Source organism: Ochrobactrum sp. XJ1 (genome assembly GCF_024701725.1).
GTDB lineage: Bacteria > Pseudomonadota > Alphaproteobacteria > Rhizobiales > Rhizobiaceae > Brucella > Brucella anthropi.
The window spans coordinates 274,441-290,401 of sequence record NZ_VDGD01000003.1; the positions used below are offsets into that span (position 1 = coordinate 274,441).

Consider the following 15,961-nt stretch of genomic DNA (forward strand, 5'->3'; position numbering starts at 1 on the left):
CAACAATGGCCATGCTCAGAAGGAACCAAACATTGATCCCAGCACGAAAACCGCGACGAGCGAGATGATCACACCGACAATCACGGTCATGACCATGTCGAAATAGCTCGATGCGTGGGTCTGTTTGCTGATCTGTAGAAGTAGCAGCACCGTTCCATTATGCGGCAGCGCATCCAGCGTACCGGCGCTGATGACGGTCAGGCGGTGCATGAGTTCTGGATTGATCCCGTACTGGATCGCGAGCCGCATATACTCTTCACCCAGCGCATTGAGCGCGATGGCCATGCCGCCGGATGCCGTTCCGGTGAGGGCTGCGAGCGCGTTCATGGCGACGACCAGCGACACAAGCGGGCCGCCCGGTACTTCAAGCACTGCGTCGCGAACCACCGCAAAAGCAGGCATTGCCGCCACGACTGCGCCAAAGCCGACGAGGCTTGCAATGGTGAGGATCGGCAGAACTGAGGAGTTGGCGCCTGCGTCGAGGCTTTCCCGGATTGCCCGCAGTCGCCCGAAATTGACTGCTATCAGGGTCAGGATAGCCGCTGCCAGTGCGATCAGAACTGCCCACAGGCCGATCGAGGAGCCAACATCGATTCCCCATGGTTCCTGTTCCAGAAACGAGAAATCGATACGGGGCAGGATGATGAGCGCCATCAGGAAATTGACGACGATGACCACAAGCAGGGGCAGAACCGCAAAGAAAAACGGCGGCTGATTGTCGGGACGTGCGCCGTGTTCGAATTCGGCCGGATCGAAATCGCCCGACAATGTTGATTGTTCTCTAACTTTCTCTGTGATTTCGAGATCGCCAGTGTCGTCGACATAGTTTTCGCCTGCGGCCCGCGCCTTAGCTTCGGCGCGCTGCAGCCACCACATGCCGAAGGCCAGTGTGATGATGGATGCGATGATCCCAAGCCCCGGTGCCGCAAAGGTCGTGGTTTCAAAATAGGGCATCGGAATAGCATTGTTCGTGGAGGGCGTGCCCGGCATTGCCGACATGGTGAAAGTAAAAGCACCAAGCCCGATGGCGGCTGGCATCAGCCGCGCAGGAATATTGGCCGCCTTGAACATTTCACGTGCCATGGGAACCAGCACGAAAAAGGCGACAAACACGCTGACACCACCATAGGTGACGACTGCCGATGCAAGCACGACGGAAAGCATGGTGCGTTTTACGCCCAGTTTCTCAGTCAGATACTTCGCGATGGACGTGATGGAGCCGCTATCGTCCATCAACTTTCCAAAAATGCCACCGAGCAGAAAGAGTGGAAACCATCGGCCGACGAAACTGGCCGTCCCGCCCATGAAGGTCGATGTCCAGTTCGCCAGAAGAGGTTCACCGGAAATGAGCGCGGCGAGCAGTGCTGCTACAGGAGAAAGCAGAAGCACACTCCAGCCGCGATAGGCAAACCACATGAGTAGAGCTAGTCCGAGCAGTATTCCAAGCAAACCCATGCTATCTGACCCCTCAGTCGATGTAGGAAAGAATGCGTACGGAATTTACTGATGAAACTACTTTAGATGAAATAATTCAAGTACTATAATAAAATATGATGAGGCTGATGTGAGAAGACTTCCTAACCTCCCCAAATAATGTCTATACTGCCATCTGTTTACTACAATGGCTTTGGTTGCGTCACTCAAGTGTAACGCCAATTAAAATATCGTGATCGCTTTCAGCTTTGTGGCTTCCGCGCGATTTCTCGCCTGGTCGTCCGAGGCATAAAGAGGACTGCATGCCGGACGTCGTAATCCCATCCATCATGGTCAATCTCGGTCTGGCACTCCTGCTCGGTTCTGCAATCGGGCTGGAACGTCAGATCAAACAACGTCATTCCGGTCTCGCCACACATGGCCTCGTGGCGCTGGGCGCGGCAGCCTATGCTTCTCTACCCTACGCTCTTGGACTTGAAGGCGATCTCAGAATGGGCTCGCAAGTCGTTACGGGGATTGGCTTTCTCGGTGCCGGGCTGATTATCAAGGATGGCGCAAGCATCAAGGGACTGAGTACTGCAGCTACGATCTGGAGCACGGGGGCAGTTGGCGTTCTTACCGGTTATGGACTGTGGCTTCTTGCCGTGGAGACGGCATTTTTCATTGTCTGCCTCAATGTTTCGCTGCCAAAAATTGCGGTTCTCGTGAACCGCTATTCCTTTGTCGAGCCGGAAATCGAACAATTCTATCTTGTGAAGTTCCGATGTCCTGCGGAAAGCGAGATTTCTGTGAGGGCGTTGCTAATCCAGACACTAGATCTGAAGAAGCTCCGGTTCCACGCGATCCGAAGCCACCACATAGAAGGCAGCGATGAAGTCGAGGTCGAGGCGACGCTATTCGCCGGCAAGGAAGACGATCGTCTGGTCGAAGGGCTGGTAGCGCAACTCTGCTTGCGTTCCAGCATCACGTCTACAAGCTGGTTGAAACTGGAAGATGGCGATTGGTCGGTAGCCCACTAAATTTGTTGCCTTCGGGCTGTACTATTATATCGAAACATGCACATACTTTCGCATTCGCAGTAACGCATCCCTTTTAACATAGAGGGGTCTATAATGGACGTTCAGCAACTGCAGGTATTGGAACGCAAAACTGTCGAACAGAGAAAATGGAAAGGTTTTCTCGGGATCGGCGCTTTGCTTATGGCGGGCGGAATACTTTGCCTGTTCTTGCCTGTGTTCTCTGAATTCGCAGCCAGCACGATGTTTGGCCTCGTCCTTGTGGCTATCGGCGTCGTCAAGATAATCCAGTCGCTCTGGGTCAAAAGCTGGGCGGGCTTTGTCTGGCAGGAACTGTCCGGAGCAGTGGAGCTTGTCGGCGGGATCATGATCTATCTGAACCCGCTCAAGGGTGCTCTTGCCATCACGCTGTTGATTGCCATCGTGGTGTTTGTACATGGTTTCCTTCAGCTGGCGCTATCCTGGAAAATCAAACCGGCAAGCGGCTGGTGGTGGTTTACGCTTTCCGGCCTGATCGCCTGGACTGCCAGCGCGGCACTGGTGGTAAAATGGCCCTGGACGCGTGACCTGCCATCAGGATCGATTGCGGGAATTGCACTGCTGATCGCTGGTGTCGCCTATATCGGAATAGCCTTGAGTACCCGAAATGCGTGAGTGATCGGTCGATTTCCGACCGGAGGGAGGACACGCAATTGAAGAAGACTCTCGTTCGTCGTTCTGTGAACGCTGCCTTTGTAGCCGTGTTGTCGCCTTTGCTTCTGCAGCCAAGTCTGGCTCAGCAAGCTCCAACTGGCGCGGCGCCTCCCGTGATCGTGCGCCAGGTGGAACTGGCACCTGCGACCGCACCGCTTCGTTTCAACGGGCAGGTCGAGGCGATTGAAGCTGTTGATATTCAGGCGCGGATCACCGGTTTCCTGAAGGAAAAGACGTTCGAACAGGGGGCTGCGGTCAAGGCAGGCGATCTCCTCTTTGAAATTGAGCCAGACCAGATGCAGGCGGCAGTTATGTCTGCTGAGGCACAGGTTGCACGTGCCGAAGCTGCCCAGAATGCCGCGCGGCAATCATTGTCGCGAACGCGGACGCTCGCCAACCGCAACACCGCTTCGCAAGCTTCCCTCGACGATGCACAGGCAGCGTTTGATATCGCGACTGCGGATGTGCGGAACGCAGAAGCTGCGCTCAACAATGCGCGGCTCAATCTCTCCTATACGCAGGTCAGATCACCAATCAACGGGACAATAGGGCGCTCGCTCTTTACCGTCGGCAACCTCGTTGGCCCGGGCATGGGACCGCTCGCCCGCATTGTGCAGCTTGATCCCGTGCGTGTTGTGTTTTCGATCACGGACCGCGCTCTGATCGCTATTCGCCAGAAGGAAGCAGGAGGCGGGACGGTCAATCCCGAAAGCTTCAAGCTGACTTTGATGCTGGCCAACGGTACGCAATATGGCGAGCGGGGAAACATCCAGTTCATCGACAATGAAGTGAGCACGCAGACCGGCACAGTGGCGGTGCGCGCCCTGTTCGCTAATCCCAACCATATTCTGGTTCCGGGGCAGGTGGTTGCCGTCAATCTGCTGGATGAAACGGTTGGTGAGTTGCCGATAGTTCCCATGTCTTCCGTGTTGCAGGACCGGCAGGGCAAATATGTCTATGTTCTCAACGAGGGTAATACGGTTTCCCGGCGTGCGATCGTGACCGGCACGCGTATCGACAATGGCTGGTCGGTTACAGATGGCCTCAAGGCTGGTGAAACGATTGTCGTCGAGGGCTTGCAACGCATCGCCGATGGGCAGGCCGTATCCCCGCGTGATCCGATCTCCGGTACTGCAGGGGTGGGGCAATGATTTCTGAAGTCTTCATACGACGAACCCGCCTCGCAATCGTCATCTCGATCATCATTTCCATCGCCGGTGCGATTGCGATCTTTTCATTGCCCATCCAGCAATATCCGCAGATTACGCCGCCGACAGTGAACGTATCGGCAGTCTATCCCGGTGCGAGTGCGGAGGTAATTGCCGATGTTGTCGGTGGCCCGCTGGAAACGGCAATCAATGGCGTGGATGGCATGATGTATATGTCATCGACCAGCTCCAACGCCGGGCAGTATTCGCTGTCGGTCACTTTTGAAGTCGGGACTGATCCCGAACTGGCGCAGATCAATGTTCAAAACCGGGCGCAACTGGCGATTTCCCGACTGCCCGCGGCAGTGGCACAGCAAGGCGTGTCGGTCCGTTCCCGTTCGCCCGATTTCGTGCTGGGCATTGCATTCTATTCGCCGGACGATAGCCTCAACGCGCTTGAGATCACCAATTTCACCACGACTACAATTGTCGATGCAATCTCGCGCGTGCCCGGCGTCGGCGAAGCGAGTGTTGTGGGCGCATCCGAATATTCGATGCGCGTCTGGCTCAACCCGCAAAGAATGGATGCGCTGGGCATAACCGTCGATGAAGTGTCGGCGGCGATCCAGCGTCAGAATATTCAGGCAACGCTGGGGCAGGCGGGCGCGCCGCCGATGCGGGTGGGCACCGAACTACAATATACGCTGGTGGCACAAGGGCGGCTTCGCGATACGGATGAATTTGGAGGCATTGTTATCCGCACCGGGGCGGACGGAGCAAAAGTGTTTCTGCGCGACATTGCACGTCTTGAACTTGGCGCACGTAACTATGCGTCGCGCGCAAGTTTTGCCGGTCATGAGTCGGCCATGCTGCAGATCAACCAGTCGCCCGATGCCAATGCGATCCAGACCGCGACTGCCGTGCAGGCAGAGCTTGAACGTCTGTCTTCCAGATTTCCTTCGGGACTGCAATATCATGTCGTCTACGATGCGACCCGGTTTGTCGAGGCCAGCCTGCAACTGACTGCGCGAACATTGTTCGAAGCTTTCGTGATCGTGCTCGTGGTTACATTCATCTTTCTGCAGGACTGGCGGGCGACGCTCATTTCAGCGCTTGCCATTCCGGCCTCGATGCTGGGTGCGGTCGCGGTGCTGCTCGCCGTTGGCTATTCGCTGAACATGATTTCCCTGCTGGCGCTTGTCCTCGCCATCGGGCTTGTGGTGGACGACGCAATTCTGGTCGTGGAAAACGTCAAGCACGTGCTGGATGATACGCCCGATATTTCGGTCATCGAGGCCACGCGCAAGGCGATGCACCAGATCACCGGGCCGATCATTTCCACAACGCTTGTTCTGCTGGCGGTGGTCACGCCCACGGCGTTTCTGGAAGGCATTGGCGGGCAGCTCTACCGGCAATTCGCAGTCACGATCTCGTCGGCGCTGATCCTTTCGTCATTCGTGGCCCTGACGCTCAGTCCGGCACTTGCAGCGCTTTTGCTCAAGCGCGGTCAGGGGGGCTACAAGCGCGGCCCTCTGGCCTGGTTTTCAAGCTTCATGGAGAAAACCCGCAACGGCTACGGCAAGATCGTCGGCTTTCTGGTGAAATATTGGATAGTGCCGGTTGCCGGCATCGTCGCCTGTTTCGCGTTGGCCTATTTCGTTTTCGTCAATCTTCCCGCGACGTTTTTGCCCGACGAGGATCAGGGCGCGCTCTTTGTCGACATCCAGCTGCCAAGTGCGGCCTCGCTCGACCGCACAAACCTGATTGTCGAAAATGTGCGTAAGGTTCTGAGCGAGACCGAAGGCGTTCAGGATGTCATAACGGTTGCCGGGTTCAGCATCCTGCAGTCGACCAGCACGCCCAACGGCGCCATGGCGGTTGCCGCCCTTACCCCATGGGAAGATCGTGAGACGGAGGCGCTGCAGCTCAACAACATCATCAACACCTTGCGCGCGCAGTTCTCGCAGGTGCCGGGCGCAAATATCTCGGTATTTGCACCGCCTGCAATTGCGGGCATCGGTGCTGTTGGCGGTCTTGATTTCCGTCTGCAGGCCTTGCAGGGCCAGCCTCCGCAGGAAATAGCGCAGGTGACCAGCGCTTTGCTCGGTTACTTCAACCGGCGACCGGAAATCGGTGGTGCGGCAACCACGTTCAACGCGAATGTGCCGCAGATCTATGTCGATGTGGATCGGGCCCGCGCGGAAGCCCTTGGCCTTAGTGTGTCGGATATTTACGCCTCTATCGGTGCGAATTTCGGCTCGCGCTATGTCAATGATTTCACGCTGAATGGCCGTGTGTTTCAGGTCAATCTTCAGGCCGATTCCGATTTCCGCGCGCATAGCGAGGATATTCTGAAACTCCACGTCAGGAGCCGGAACGGAACCATGGTGCCATTGCGGAGCGTGGTGTCGTTGACCACGGTATTGGCGCCTTTCGTCATCACCCGCTACAACCTCTCGGTTTCGGCGCAGGTGAATGCTGTCCCGGCTCCCGGTTCCAGTAGCGGGCAGGCCATGGCGGCCATGGAGCAAGTCGCTTCGGAAGCTCTCCCGGATGGCTATGGTTACGAGTGGTCGGGACTGTCTTTCCAGGAAAGCAGAAGCAGCGGTCAGGAGGTAATCGTCTTCGCGCTTGCCTTTCTCTTCGCCTATCTCTTCCTTGTTGCCCAATATGAAAGCTGGGCATTGCCAGCGGTGGTTATCCTTTCGCTGGGTGCTGCGCTGCTCGGGGCTGTTGCCGCTCTTACATTCTTCGGACTGCAGAACAGCCTCTATGTCCAGATCGCGATGGTGTTGCTGATCGGGCTGGCGGCAAAGAATGCGATCCTGATCGTGGAGTTCGCCAAGGAAAAACGCGAGGCCGGCCTGACAGCCGCAGAAGCGGCCCGTACAGGAGCCGAGCAGCGTTTCCGCGCCGTCATGATGACGGCCGTATCGTTCATCCTTGGTATTCTTCCCCTTATCCTGTCTTCGGGCGCGGGCGCCGGTGCACGTCAGGCTGTCGGTGTGACGATCTTCGGCGGAATGCTTGCCGCGACTACGATTGGGTTGATTCTCACCCCCGGTCTCTACTTCGTCATCCAGCGTCTGAGCGAGCGTCTCGGACGGCAAACGGATGAGAAAAAGGATACCGCATCTGAAACAGTACATGAGTGAAGCCTCACGGAGTCTTCGACCTATTGTCCGATACTGGGGAACTGAATGACCGAGACAAAATCACAGAGCATCGACCGGCGCGATTTCATGCTCGCATCCATTGCGGCAGCAGGGTCCGTTGCGCTCGCATCCGGGCAGGCACAGGCCCAGACGGGTGATGCAAAACCGGATACCGACGGCAAGGGCTCAGGCACGATCTATACCGGTGATGTCATAGACGGTAAGCGCGTGATTTCCTTTCTCGATATTTCCGATCTGGAAGCGGGCAAGCGGCACAATTTCTATTTCCAGGGCGTGCAGATGCCGACGGGCCAGCATTGGCATGTTTCGGTCACGGTGATGAGGGGCAAGTCGCCCGGCAAGCGGATCGGATTGATCAGTGGCGTGCACGGCGACGAAATGAGCCCGGTGCACACATTGCACACCATCGTGAATCAGCTCGACCCGCAAAAAATGTCCGGCTCTGTTGTCGCTGTCTTCGATCTGTCTCGCCCGGCGCTTGAAGCAATGGCAAGGCGATGGCCGAGTTCAGGACGCGGGATTGACCTTATCGATATCAACCGGCTGTTTCCGGGTAACGAGAACGCACCGGAAGCGGCGGCACGCCACGCTTGGCTGGTGTTCAATCACCTGCTGCGACCCAATCTCGACTACGGGATCGATTTTCATACCGCAGCCACCGGTATGGATATGGCCTCATTTCATCTGGCGCGAATGGACCTGCCGGAAGTTCGGGCGATGGCTGAGCTTTATCCGATAGAGCAGATTTTCGACAATTTCGGCGCCCACGGCCTTCTCGCAAATGCACTGATCGATGAGGGTATTCCAGCCTTCACGCCAGAAATAGGCCGACCGCGTATCTTCGATCATGCGATGATTGCCCTTTTTGTCGAAGGCACCATGAATGTTCTCAAACACCATAAGGTCATTGAAGGCAATATAGGCAAAACCAGCAAGGATTCCGGTCTCTTCGCTGCGGATGGAATGGCGCCGGTTCTGACGACACATGGCGGGTTTATCGAACATCACGTTGAACTCAATGAGCAGGTGCAAGCGGGACAAAAAGTGGCTAGTCAGAGAAATTCATTTGGGGAAGTCGTGGCTGAATATTCCGCGCCCGTGGCGGGCAAAGTCGGTGCCAGGCGTACCGATGCCTCATGCGAGCCGGGCACGCCGATCGTCTTCCTCTTATTTGATAGCGCAACCGCCACCGGAACCGGTGGTTTGGCTGAATAAGCGCAATAAAACCTGCAACAGATGAGAGCATGAACATGAAGGTCAGACATTTCTTACTGACAGCGCTGGTCGCCGTCAGCTTCGGCGTTCCAAATGGCGCGAGCGCTCAGGACAAGACCGAATCTGAACGGAATCTCGAAGCTTTCCCGGCAGCACCGTCGGGCTCTTACCGTTATGTCATCCATCTTCCGCCACTGGAGAAAGAACAGGATGCCAAGGTTGAAATTATCGCGGGCCGCAACGCAACCGTGGACTGCAATATCAGCTGGTTTGGTGGAAGTTTAACGCCGAGCACCGTCGAGGGCTGGGGCTTTGACTATTTCACTCTGGCGGCAAGCGACCGCATGTCGGGCACGCTCATGGCTTGTCCGGAGGACAGCAAGCGGACCGATTTCGTGCCGGTTCGGGGCGAGAACTTCATGCTCCGCTACAACAGCCGGCTTCCGATCGTCATCTATGCGAAAGATGGCTTTGAAATCCGCTATAGAATCTGGAAGCCATCCGACGAAACGCTCAACGCGAAACGAGGATAGCAGACCCTCGATAAGTTCAGGTGGAGTGATGAAACAATGCCCGGATGCTCAGCATCCGGGCATTGTTTGTATCCGACTTACTGGCTGAAATTCCGCCCATCGGCACGTTTTGAAAAACGCAACACGATGAACCCGGCGAGACCGGCAACGAGCGAGCCAATCAATATCCCGATTTTCGCTTCGTTCTGCAGCAACACGTCATCGAAAGCGAGAAGCGAGATGAAGAGGCTCATCGTGAAGCCGATACCGCACAGAAGCGTCGTTCCCAGCATTTGCGGCCAGCTTGCCCCGGAGGGCAGGCCGACGATTCCGGTTTTCACCAGCAGCAACACCGCGCCAAATATGCCGACAAGCTTGCCGATGGCCAGACCGGCGGCAACACCCATCGTCACCGGTGCGAAGAAGGCTTCCATGCCGAGACCGGAGAAGCTGACGCCTGCATTGGCGAAACCGAATATGGGCACGATGATGAACGAAACCGGCTTGATGAGGCTATGCTCGAGCAGATGCAACGGGCTTTCGGAGACGGTCGCTTCAGGCTTCGCGGGGGTGCGCTTGATCGGAATGGTCAGCGCAAGCAAAACGCCTGCAATGGTCGCGTGAACGCCCGAGCGATAGGTGAAGAACCACAGCACGAGGCCCAGCAGAAGATAAGGTGTCAGACGCTTAACGCCGCTCAGGTTCAAGGCTACCAGGGCAGCGACGACTGCTGCAGCCAAACCAAGGTCCATCAGTGAAACGCCGGTTGTATAAAACAATCCGATGACAATCACTGCGCCGAGGTCGTCAATGATGGCAAGAGCTGCAAGAAACACCTTCAGCGATGTCGGAACTCTTGGCCCCAGCAAGGAAATAACACCGAGCGCGAACGCGATATCGGTCGCAGCCGGGATCGCCCAACCATGGGCAGCACCGTTATTGAGATTGAAGGCAAGGTAGACGAGCGCCGGCACTGCCATGCCTGCCGCTGCTGCTGCACCGGGCAGAATGCGGCGTGGCCATGACGAAAGGTGGCCGTCAACCATCTCGCGCTTGATCTCCAGCCCGACCATGAGGAAGAACACTGCCATCAGCGCGTCATTCACCCAGTGCTGGACAGAAAGCGGTCCGAGATAGGCATGAAGGGCGCCAAAATAAGCTTCTGAAAACTGCGAGTTCGCCACCAGCAATGCCGCTGCCGCAGAAGCTATAAGCAGCAGGCCGCCTGACGACTCACTATCAAGAAAATTGCGTATAGTATTTTGAATGCGACCAGCCATGGCAGCTCCCTGACAGAAACGGTTAAAAACAGTCTCCGTATTCAGGGTAATCCCTGGGCGCACGCAGCACACGCCATGAAGCCAAGATAGCGACAAATTCTGCGCTTTCAAGTCGTTTATGGAGTTGGAATTCGATTTCTGACGGTATTTACGTGGTGTTACAAGCAAATATGTATAGTTTTTGATTTTTATTTAAATTACTCGATGATTTATCATATTGTAGTTTTATAAATCTTGTTATTTCTTGTTTATCGAGGTTTTAAATTTTATAGAATACCGCTTCGAGCTTTGAGGTTATATCAAAATTCAGCAGGTCTGGCCAATGGCGGACTGGACGCTTGACAAGCCGCGCCCAGCTTTCCATGCTCGGCGACACAATTTGAACAAAATTATTCTGGGAACGGAGAGCAGATATGACAATGGGAAAGTTCACCCGGCGCGGTGTGGTTGCTGCATTTGCAGGAATTGTGGCTGTCGGAGCCAGCATCGCTCTTGCACAGGCTCCCGCCTTCTTTCGTATAGGCACCGGAGGAACAGCGGGCACCTATTATCCGATCGGTGGCTTGATCGCCAACGCGATTTCCGGGGCAGGGGATAAAGGCGTTCCCGGTCTGGTGGCGACGGCGGTTTCATCGAACGGTTCGGTCGCCAATATCAACGCTATTCAGTCCGGATCGCTGGAATCCGGCTTCACCCAGTCGGACGTGGCTTACTGGGCGCATACCGGCACCGGTCTTTATGACGGCAAGGGCAAGGTCGAAGATCTGCGCCTGATTGCTACGCTCTACCCCGAAACCATTCATCTGGTCGCCCGCAAGGATGCAGGAATCAAATCCGTTACCGATCTCAAGGGAAAACGCGTTTCCATCGATGAACCGGGATCGGGTACGATCGTTGATGCCCGCATCGTGTTGGAAGCGTATGGATTGAGCGAAAGCGACATCAAGGCTGAACATCTGAAGCCGGGACCTGCAGGAGAGCGTCTGAAGGACGGCGCGCTCGATGCCTATTTCTTCGTTGGCGGCTATCCGACCGGCGCAATCTCGGAGCTTGCCACATCGAACGGCATATCGCTGGTTCCGATTTCCGGTCCAGAAGCGCAGAAGATTCTTGAGAAATACTCGTTCTTCTCGAAGGATGCTGTTCCTGCCGATACCTACAAGGATGTCGGTCAGACCGAGACTCTGGCTGTCGCGGCTCAATGGGTGACGAGCGCCAAGCAACCGGATGAACTCGTCTACAACATCACCAAAACCCTGTTTAACGACGACAGCCGAAAAGCACTCGATGCCGGGCACGCAAAGGGCAAGCTCATCAAGCTTGATACGGCAACGACCAGCCTTGGCATTCCGCTACATCCCGGCGCAGAACGCTTCTACAAGGAAGCAGGCGTTCTGAAATAAGCCGACCATTCCGGTTCGGATGAACAAGTTGCACGGAGTTTCACCGGAACTCCGTGCATTTGCTTCCAGTCCGGTACAAAGCATCTTTCAGGTATATAAGCATTTCAAAACAAGCGATTAGAGTGTTTTTTGATTCAAGTGGATCAGCTGCGCTCTGGATGGAGAGGCCAGTATGGTGAGCGAGCAAGAGGCGAAACTGTCGCCCATGGAACTGGATGAAGCCAAGGCGCGCGAGCTAGAAGAGAAATTCGACTCCGAGATTCGTTTTCGCCCGCTGGGGCCGCTCGCAGCCCGCATCGTTGGCGCGCTGCTGATCGCACTTTCCATCTTCCACTATTACACTGCGGGTTTCGGCCTTCTGTCGGAAATGGTGCATCGCGGTATTCACCTTTCCTTCGTACTCGGTCTCGTCTTTCTTGTTTTCCCGTTTTCCCGCAAGGGATACGACAAGCCCACCACATCGTCGTGGCTGAGACCGCTTGGCATTTCCATTATCGATTGGGCGCTGGCAATCATCGCGGTCGTGTCCGTCGCCCACGTTCCAATGATACCGCTCGACGATCTGGCTTTCCGCGTCGGCAATCCGACGACCACGGATGTCGTTCTCGGCGGCCTTCTCATTCTGGTTCTTCTGGAAGCGACGCGACGCTCCGTCGGCTGGCCACTGCCGATCATATCGGTCCTGTTCATGCTCTATGCGCTCTATGGGCAGCATATGCCGGGCATTCTCGTGCATCCCGGTGCAACGGTCAGCCAGCTTGTCGATCATCTTTATCTGACGACACAAGGTATCTACGGTATCGCGCTCGGTGTGGTCGCGACCTATGTTTTCCATTTCGTGCTGTTTGGGGTTTTTGCAACCCGCATCGGTCTCGGTCAGCTGTTTCTGGACTGCGCGGCCTGGGTAGCAGGCCGTTTCGCAGGCGGTCCGGCAAAGGTCTCCATTTTTGGCTCCGCCTTGTTCGGCATGATTTCGGGCTCATCGGTCGCCAATACGGTGACAGTCGGTTCGCTGACGATCCCGGCGATGATCCGGCTCGGTTATAAACGCCACTTTGCCGCTGCCGTGGAATCGGCATCATCGACAGGCGGGCAGATCACGCCGCCGATCATGGGCGCTGCGGCGTTCCTGATGATCGAATTTCTGAACCTGCCTTACACGACGATCATTCTGGCAGCCATCGTGCCAGCCTTCATGCATTTTTTCGGCGTTCTGATGCAGGTTCATTTCGAAGCCAAGCGCAACGGCTTGCGCGGCATGATGAAGGAAGAACTGCCTGACCTGAAGGAAGCATTCAAGCGCGACTGGCCGACCGTTATTCCGCTGATCGTGCTGATCGGTGTTCTGCTGTCGGGTTATACGCCTTATCTGGCTGCGTTCTGGGGCATTACGCTCTGTATTGCGGTGGGATTGCTCAATCCGCGCAAGCGCATGTCGATAGGCGAGATTTTTGACGGACTGCGCGACGGCGCCAAATATGCACTCGCCGTTGGCGCTGCGGCGGCCACCGTCGGCATTATCGTCGGCGTGGTGACGCTTACCGGCGTTGGCTTCAAGATTTCCTATATCGTGACGTCGACTGCAGGCCAGCTTGCCACCTATTTCGGTACCATTCTGCCTGCCGCCTGGTTCGGTCCGCAGACACTGACGCTGCTTTTCACGCTCGTCATGACGGGGATTGTCTGCATTCTGATGGGCTGTGGAATTCCGACGACAGCCAATTATATCATCATGGCGACAATTGCCGCGCCCGCGCTGGGGCTGCTGGGTGTTGAGCCCATTGTGGCTCACTTCTTCGTCTTTTATTACGGGGTGCTGGCGGATATCACGCCGCCTGTTGCGCTTGCCGCCTATGCGGCGGCAGGTATGGCGGGCGCCGATCCGTTCAAGACAGGCAATACGGCCTTCCGGCTCGGACTCGGCAAGGTGCTCGTGCCGTTTGTCTTCGTCTTCTCTCCGTCACTCCTGCTGGTTACATCGGACTTCAACTGGCCGGATTTCCTGGTGGCGTTCCTTGGTTGCGCCACAGGTATCACCGCTCTGGGTGCCGCATTGTCAGGTTTCTTCCTGGTGCGGACCAAGGCGTGGGAAAATGTCCTGATGATTTTTGCAGCCATTCTTCTGGTCGCGCCGGAGATTTACTCGTCGATCGTGGGGCTGCTGCTGCTGGTGCCGGTTGTGGTTCGCCATCTCTCTTCGGTGAGGCAGCCACAGGCTGTGTAGGGATTATCGGATCGATGACGCACGGTCGGCAACAAGCCATGCGTCATCGCCGAAACAGCGTTACTGGTTGATTTCAGGCTCGACGAGCTTCTTCAGCTTGTCCAGACATTCCTGCCAGCCGAGATAACAGGCTTCAGCCGGAATTATATCGGGGACGCCCTGCTGTTCGATGTTGAATTCCGTTCCGACCGAAACGGCTTTCAAGGTTATCGTGACCTTCATTTCGCCGGGCAGGTTCGGATCGTCGAAACTGTCCGTATAGACCAGCCGTTCTCCCGGAACGAGTTCCACATATGTGCCGCCAAAGGAATGGCTGTGACCGGTTGTGAAATTCCGGAACGACATTCTGTGTTTGCCGCCGACCTTTGCGTCCAGTTCATAGACGGTGCAAGTGAAGCCATATGGCGGCAACCAGCTGGCCACCGCATCCGGCTCGACGAATGCGCGATAAACCTTCTCCGGCTTGGTGGCAAATACACGGTGCAGGCGAATAGTGCTGGGCATGGTTTCCTCCCTTTGTCGGTTTTCTGTTCAATGGGTATTGGCGGGGTGTTTGAAGAGCAGGCTTATATACCGCTTGAGATGGTCGACACTTTCCACCGCACGCAGCGGATCACCGCTTGCCTTGGCGATGATGAAAGCGCCTTGAATGACCGCCTGCGTATGCAGAGCCAGGCTTTCAGCGGTGAACTCACCTGCAACCGGATAGCGTTCCATCGCGGCTGCGATATCCGGAACAAGCGTGTCTGCATGGCTTGAAATGCTGTCCCAGCAGGCATCGCGGATCACGGAATTGGTCTCGTAGACCTCCTGTGTCATGGTGCCGACGAGACAGGTGAAATCAGGCAACTCGCCTTGAATCAGCTGCTTACGCAACTCGACATAGGCCAGCACGCGCTCAAGCGGGTCTTCGGGAGCATGATAGGTGGCTTCCGCAAAGAACGCGCCGGTCATTTCCGACCAGTAATTCGCGGCAGCAACGGCCAGATCTTCCTTGCTGGAAAAATGATGAAAGAAAGCACCTTTGGATAAGGACGCTTTGTTGCAGATGTCATCGACCGTCGTTGCGGCATAACCCTTGGTGCGAATAACGCTTAATGCTGCATCAAGCAGGTTGGACCGGGTCATTGGATTTTGTTTGCGTGCCATAATCGTACTCCTTGATATACAATACCAACTGGTTGGTATGAAATCAAGCGACCAATTGACGTATCACTATTTGCTGCGGGGAGGGCTGTCGGTGATCGCGATGCGGATGATTCTGAAAGCTGGTTTGGATTCGAGTACAGGGCCGGGTTTGTGGATAAGTTTGATGTCATTGAAAAAGCCCGGAAATCGGGTGTTCTGCAGCAAAATCGAAAATTCTTATTCTTTCTTCGTGACCCTTGCTTGACACTTGTTCGAGAACCCCTTAAACGACCGCTCACACCGGACGGAAACGCCGGTGCGACGCAACCGAAAGGTTGCCGAGAAATGCGCGGGTGTAGCTCAGTTGGTTAGAGTGCCGGCCTGTCACGCCGGAGGTCGCGGGTTCGAGCCCCGTCACTCGCGCCACTTTCCTCTCAACAAATCACTAGATTGAACGTTGACACGAAAGTGGCGCCTACCGCCGTTTTTGCTTCTTCTCAAGCCAGAATTGCTGATCGTGAACGGGCATTGAAATGCCCTGTGAATGATTTTTGTAATATCGCAATTCTTCTCCAAACACGCGCTTGACACTTGTTCGAGAACCCCTTAAACGACCGCTCACACCGGACGGAAACGCCGGTGCGACGCAGCCGCAAGGTTGCCGAGAAATGCGCGGGTGTAGCTCAGTTGGTTAGAGTGCCGGCCTGTCACGCCGGAGGTCGCGGGTTCGAG

At 55.9% G+C, this 15,961-nt stretch carries 12 protein-coding genes and 2 tRNA genes (1 of these 14 cut by a window edge); 10 read left to right on the forward strand and 4 right to left on the reverse strand.

The annotated features are described in order from the left end of the window. Window positions 1-15: 15 nt before the first annotated feature. The gene (locus FG152_RS06855) at window positions 16-1,455 is read right to left on the reverse strand and encodes a GntP family permease (RefSeq protein ID WP_010661158.1); all 1,440 of its coding nucleotides are present in this window, start codon (window positions 1,453-1,455) and stop codon (window positions 16-18) included. 281 nt (window positions 1,456-1,736) lie between these two features. On the opposite strand from FG152_RS06855, the gene FG152_RS06860 reads away from it, so the two are divergent. From FG152_RS06860 to eco, 6 genes are all read left to right on the forward strand, one after another. After that, window positions 1,737-2,453, forward strand: a complete 717-nt coding sequence (locus FG152_RS06860; RefSeq protein WP_010661159.1) for an MgtC/SapB family protein — start codon at window positions 1,737-1,739, stop codon at window positions 2,451-2,453. A gap of 93 nt (window positions 2,454-2,546) precedes the next feature. Continuing rightward, window positions 2,547-3,104 carry an HdeD family acid-resistance protein gene (locus FG152_RS06865; protein WP_010661160.1) on the forward strand — a complete coding sequence of 186 codons (558 nt, stop codon included), beginning with the start codon at window positions 2,547-2,549 and terminating at the stop codon, window positions 3,102-3,104. A 38-nt stretch (window positions 3,105-3,142) separates the two neighbouring features. Continuing rightward, window positions 3,143-4,294 carry an efflux RND transporter periplasmic adaptor subunit gene (locus tag FG152_RS06870; RefSeq protein WP_036586866.1) on the forward strand — a complete coding sequence of 384 codons (1,152 nt, stop codon included), beginning with the start codon at window positions 3,143-3,145 and terminating at the stop codon, window positions 4,292-4,294. Then, the gene (locus FG152_RS06875) at window positions 4,291-7,446 is read left to right on the forward strand and encodes an efflux RND transporter permease subunit (RefSeq protein ID WP_029925029.1); all 3,156 of its coding nucleotides are present in this window, start codon (window positions 4,291-4,293) and stop codon (window positions 7,444-7,446) included. The genes FG152_RS06870 and FG152_RS06875 overlap by 4 nt, the downstream gene beginning before the upstream one ends. Before the next feature lie 45 nt (window positions 7,447-7,491). Further along, the gene (locus FG152_RS06880) at window positions 7,492-8,682 is read left to right on the forward strand and encodes a succinylglutamate desuccinylase/aspartoacylase family protein (protein ID WP_498985578.1); all 1,191 of its coding nucleotides are present in this window, start codon (window positions 7,492-7,494) and stop codon (window positions 8,680-8,682) included. 35 nt (window positions 8,683-8,717) lie between these two features. After that, window positions 8,718-9,215 (forward strand): serine protease inhibitor ecotin, encoded by a 498-nt coding sequence (eco, locus tag FG152_RS06885; protein ID WP_231771373.1) that lies wholly within the window; start codon window positions 8,718-8,720, stop codon window positions 9,213-9,215. Between the two features lie 77 nt (window positions 9,216-9,292). On the opposite strand, the gene nhaA is transcribed toward eco, so the two are convergent. Then, window positions 9,293-10,474, reverse strand: a complete 1,182-nt coding sequence (gene nhaA / locus FG152_RS06890) for a Na+/H+ antiporter NhaA (RefSeq protein WP_498985582.1) — start codon at window positions 10,472-10,474, stop codon at window positions 9,293-9,295. A 413-nt stretch (window positions 10,475-10,887) separates the two neighbouring features. Here nhaA and FG152_RS06895 point away from each other — a divergent pair, with 413 nt between their 5' ends. Further along, window positions 10,888-11,877: a TAXI family TRAP transporter solute-binding subunit gene (locus FG152_RS06895; protein ID WP_036586862.1), complete on the forward strand. Its 990-nt coding sequence runs from the start codon at window positions 10,888-10,890 to the stop codon at window positions 11,875-11,877. A 172-nt stretch (window positions 11,878-12,049) separates the two neighbouring features. After that, window positions 12,050-14,101: a TRAP transporter permease gene (locus FG152_RS06900; protein ID WP_036586861.1), complete on the forward strand. Its 2,052-nt coding sequence runs from the start codon at window positions 12,050-12,052 to the stop codon at window positions 14,099-14,101. Between the two features lie 60 nt (window positions 14,102-14,161). Here FG152_RS06900 and FG152_RS06905 read toward each other — a convergent pair whose 3' ends face one another. Both FG152_RS06905 and FG152_RS06910 read right to left on the reverse strand, forming a co-directional pair. After that, entirely contained in the window at window positions 14,162-14,605 is a 444-nt protein-coding gene (locus FG152_RS06905) for an SRPBCC family protein (RefSeq protein ID WP_498985587.1), read from the reverse strand. A gap of 27 nt (window positions 14,606-14,632) precedes the next feature. Then, complete coding sequence (locus FG152_RS06910; protein ID WP_012092263.1) at window positions 14,633-15,250, reverse strand: TetR/AcrR family transcriptional regulator; 618 nt, start codon at window positions 15,248-15,250, stop codon at window positions 14,633-14,635. Window positions 15,251-15,578: 328 nt separating this feature from the next. Between FG152_RS06910 and FG152_RS06915 the strand changes: the two genes are divergently transcribed. Next, window positions 15,579-15,655, forward strand: a tRNA-Asp gene (locus tag FG152_RS06915). A gap of 246 nt (window positions 15,656-15,901) precedes the next feature. After that, window positions 15,902-15,961 (forward strand) — tRNA-Asp (locus FG152_RS06920) (it continues 117 nt past the right edge of the window).

What these genes read in the sequence shown, in the direction of transcription:
- FG152_RS06855 (WP_010661158.1), bottom strand. Translation starts at nt 1,455, where the DNA reads ATGGGTTTGCTTGGAATACTGCTCGGACTAGCTCTACTCATGTGGTTT.
- FG152_RS06860 (WP_010661159.1), top strand. Translation starts at nt 1,737, where the DNA reads ATGCCGGACGTCGTAATCCCATCCATCATGGTCAATCTCGGTCTGGCA.
- FG152_RS06865 (WP_010661160.1), top strand. Translation starts at nt 2,547, where the DNA reads ATGGACGTTCAGCAACTGCAGGTATTGGAACGCAAAACTGTCGAACAG.
- FG152_RS06875 (WP_029925029.1), top strand. Translation starts at nt 4,291, where the DNA reads ATGATTTCTGAAGTCTTCATACGACGAACCCGCCTCGCAATCGTCATC.
- FG152_RS06880 (WP_498985578.1), top strand. Translation starts at nt 7,492, where the DNA reads ATGACCGAGACAAAATCACAGAGCATCGACCGGCGCGATTTCATGCTC.
- eco (WP_231771373.1), top strand. Translation starts at nt 8,718, where the DNA reads ATGAAGGTCAGACATTTCTTACTGACAGCGCTGGTCGCCGTCAGCTTC.
- nhaA (WP_498985582.1), bottom strand. Translation starts at nt 10,474, where the DNA reads ATGGCTGGTCGCATTCAAAATACTATACGCAATTTTCTTGATAGTGAG.
- FG152_RS06895 (WP_036586862.1), top strand. Translation starts at nt 10,888, where the DNA reads ATGACAATGGGAAAGTTCACCCGGCGCGGTGTGGTTGCTGCATTTGCA.
- FG152_RS06900 (WP_036586861.1), top strand. Translation starts at nt 12,050, where the DNA reads ATGGTGAGCGAGCAAGAGGCGAAACTGTCGCCCATGGAACTGGATGAA.
- FG152_RS06905 (WP_498985587.1), bottom strand. Translation starts at nt 14,605, where the DNA reads ATGCCCAGCACTATTCGCCTGCACCGTGTATTTGCCACCAAGCCGGAG.
- FG152_RS06910 (WP_012092263.1), bottom strand. Translation starts at nt 15,250, where the DNA reads ATGGCACGCAAACAAAATCCAATGACCCGGTCCAACCTGCTTGATGCA.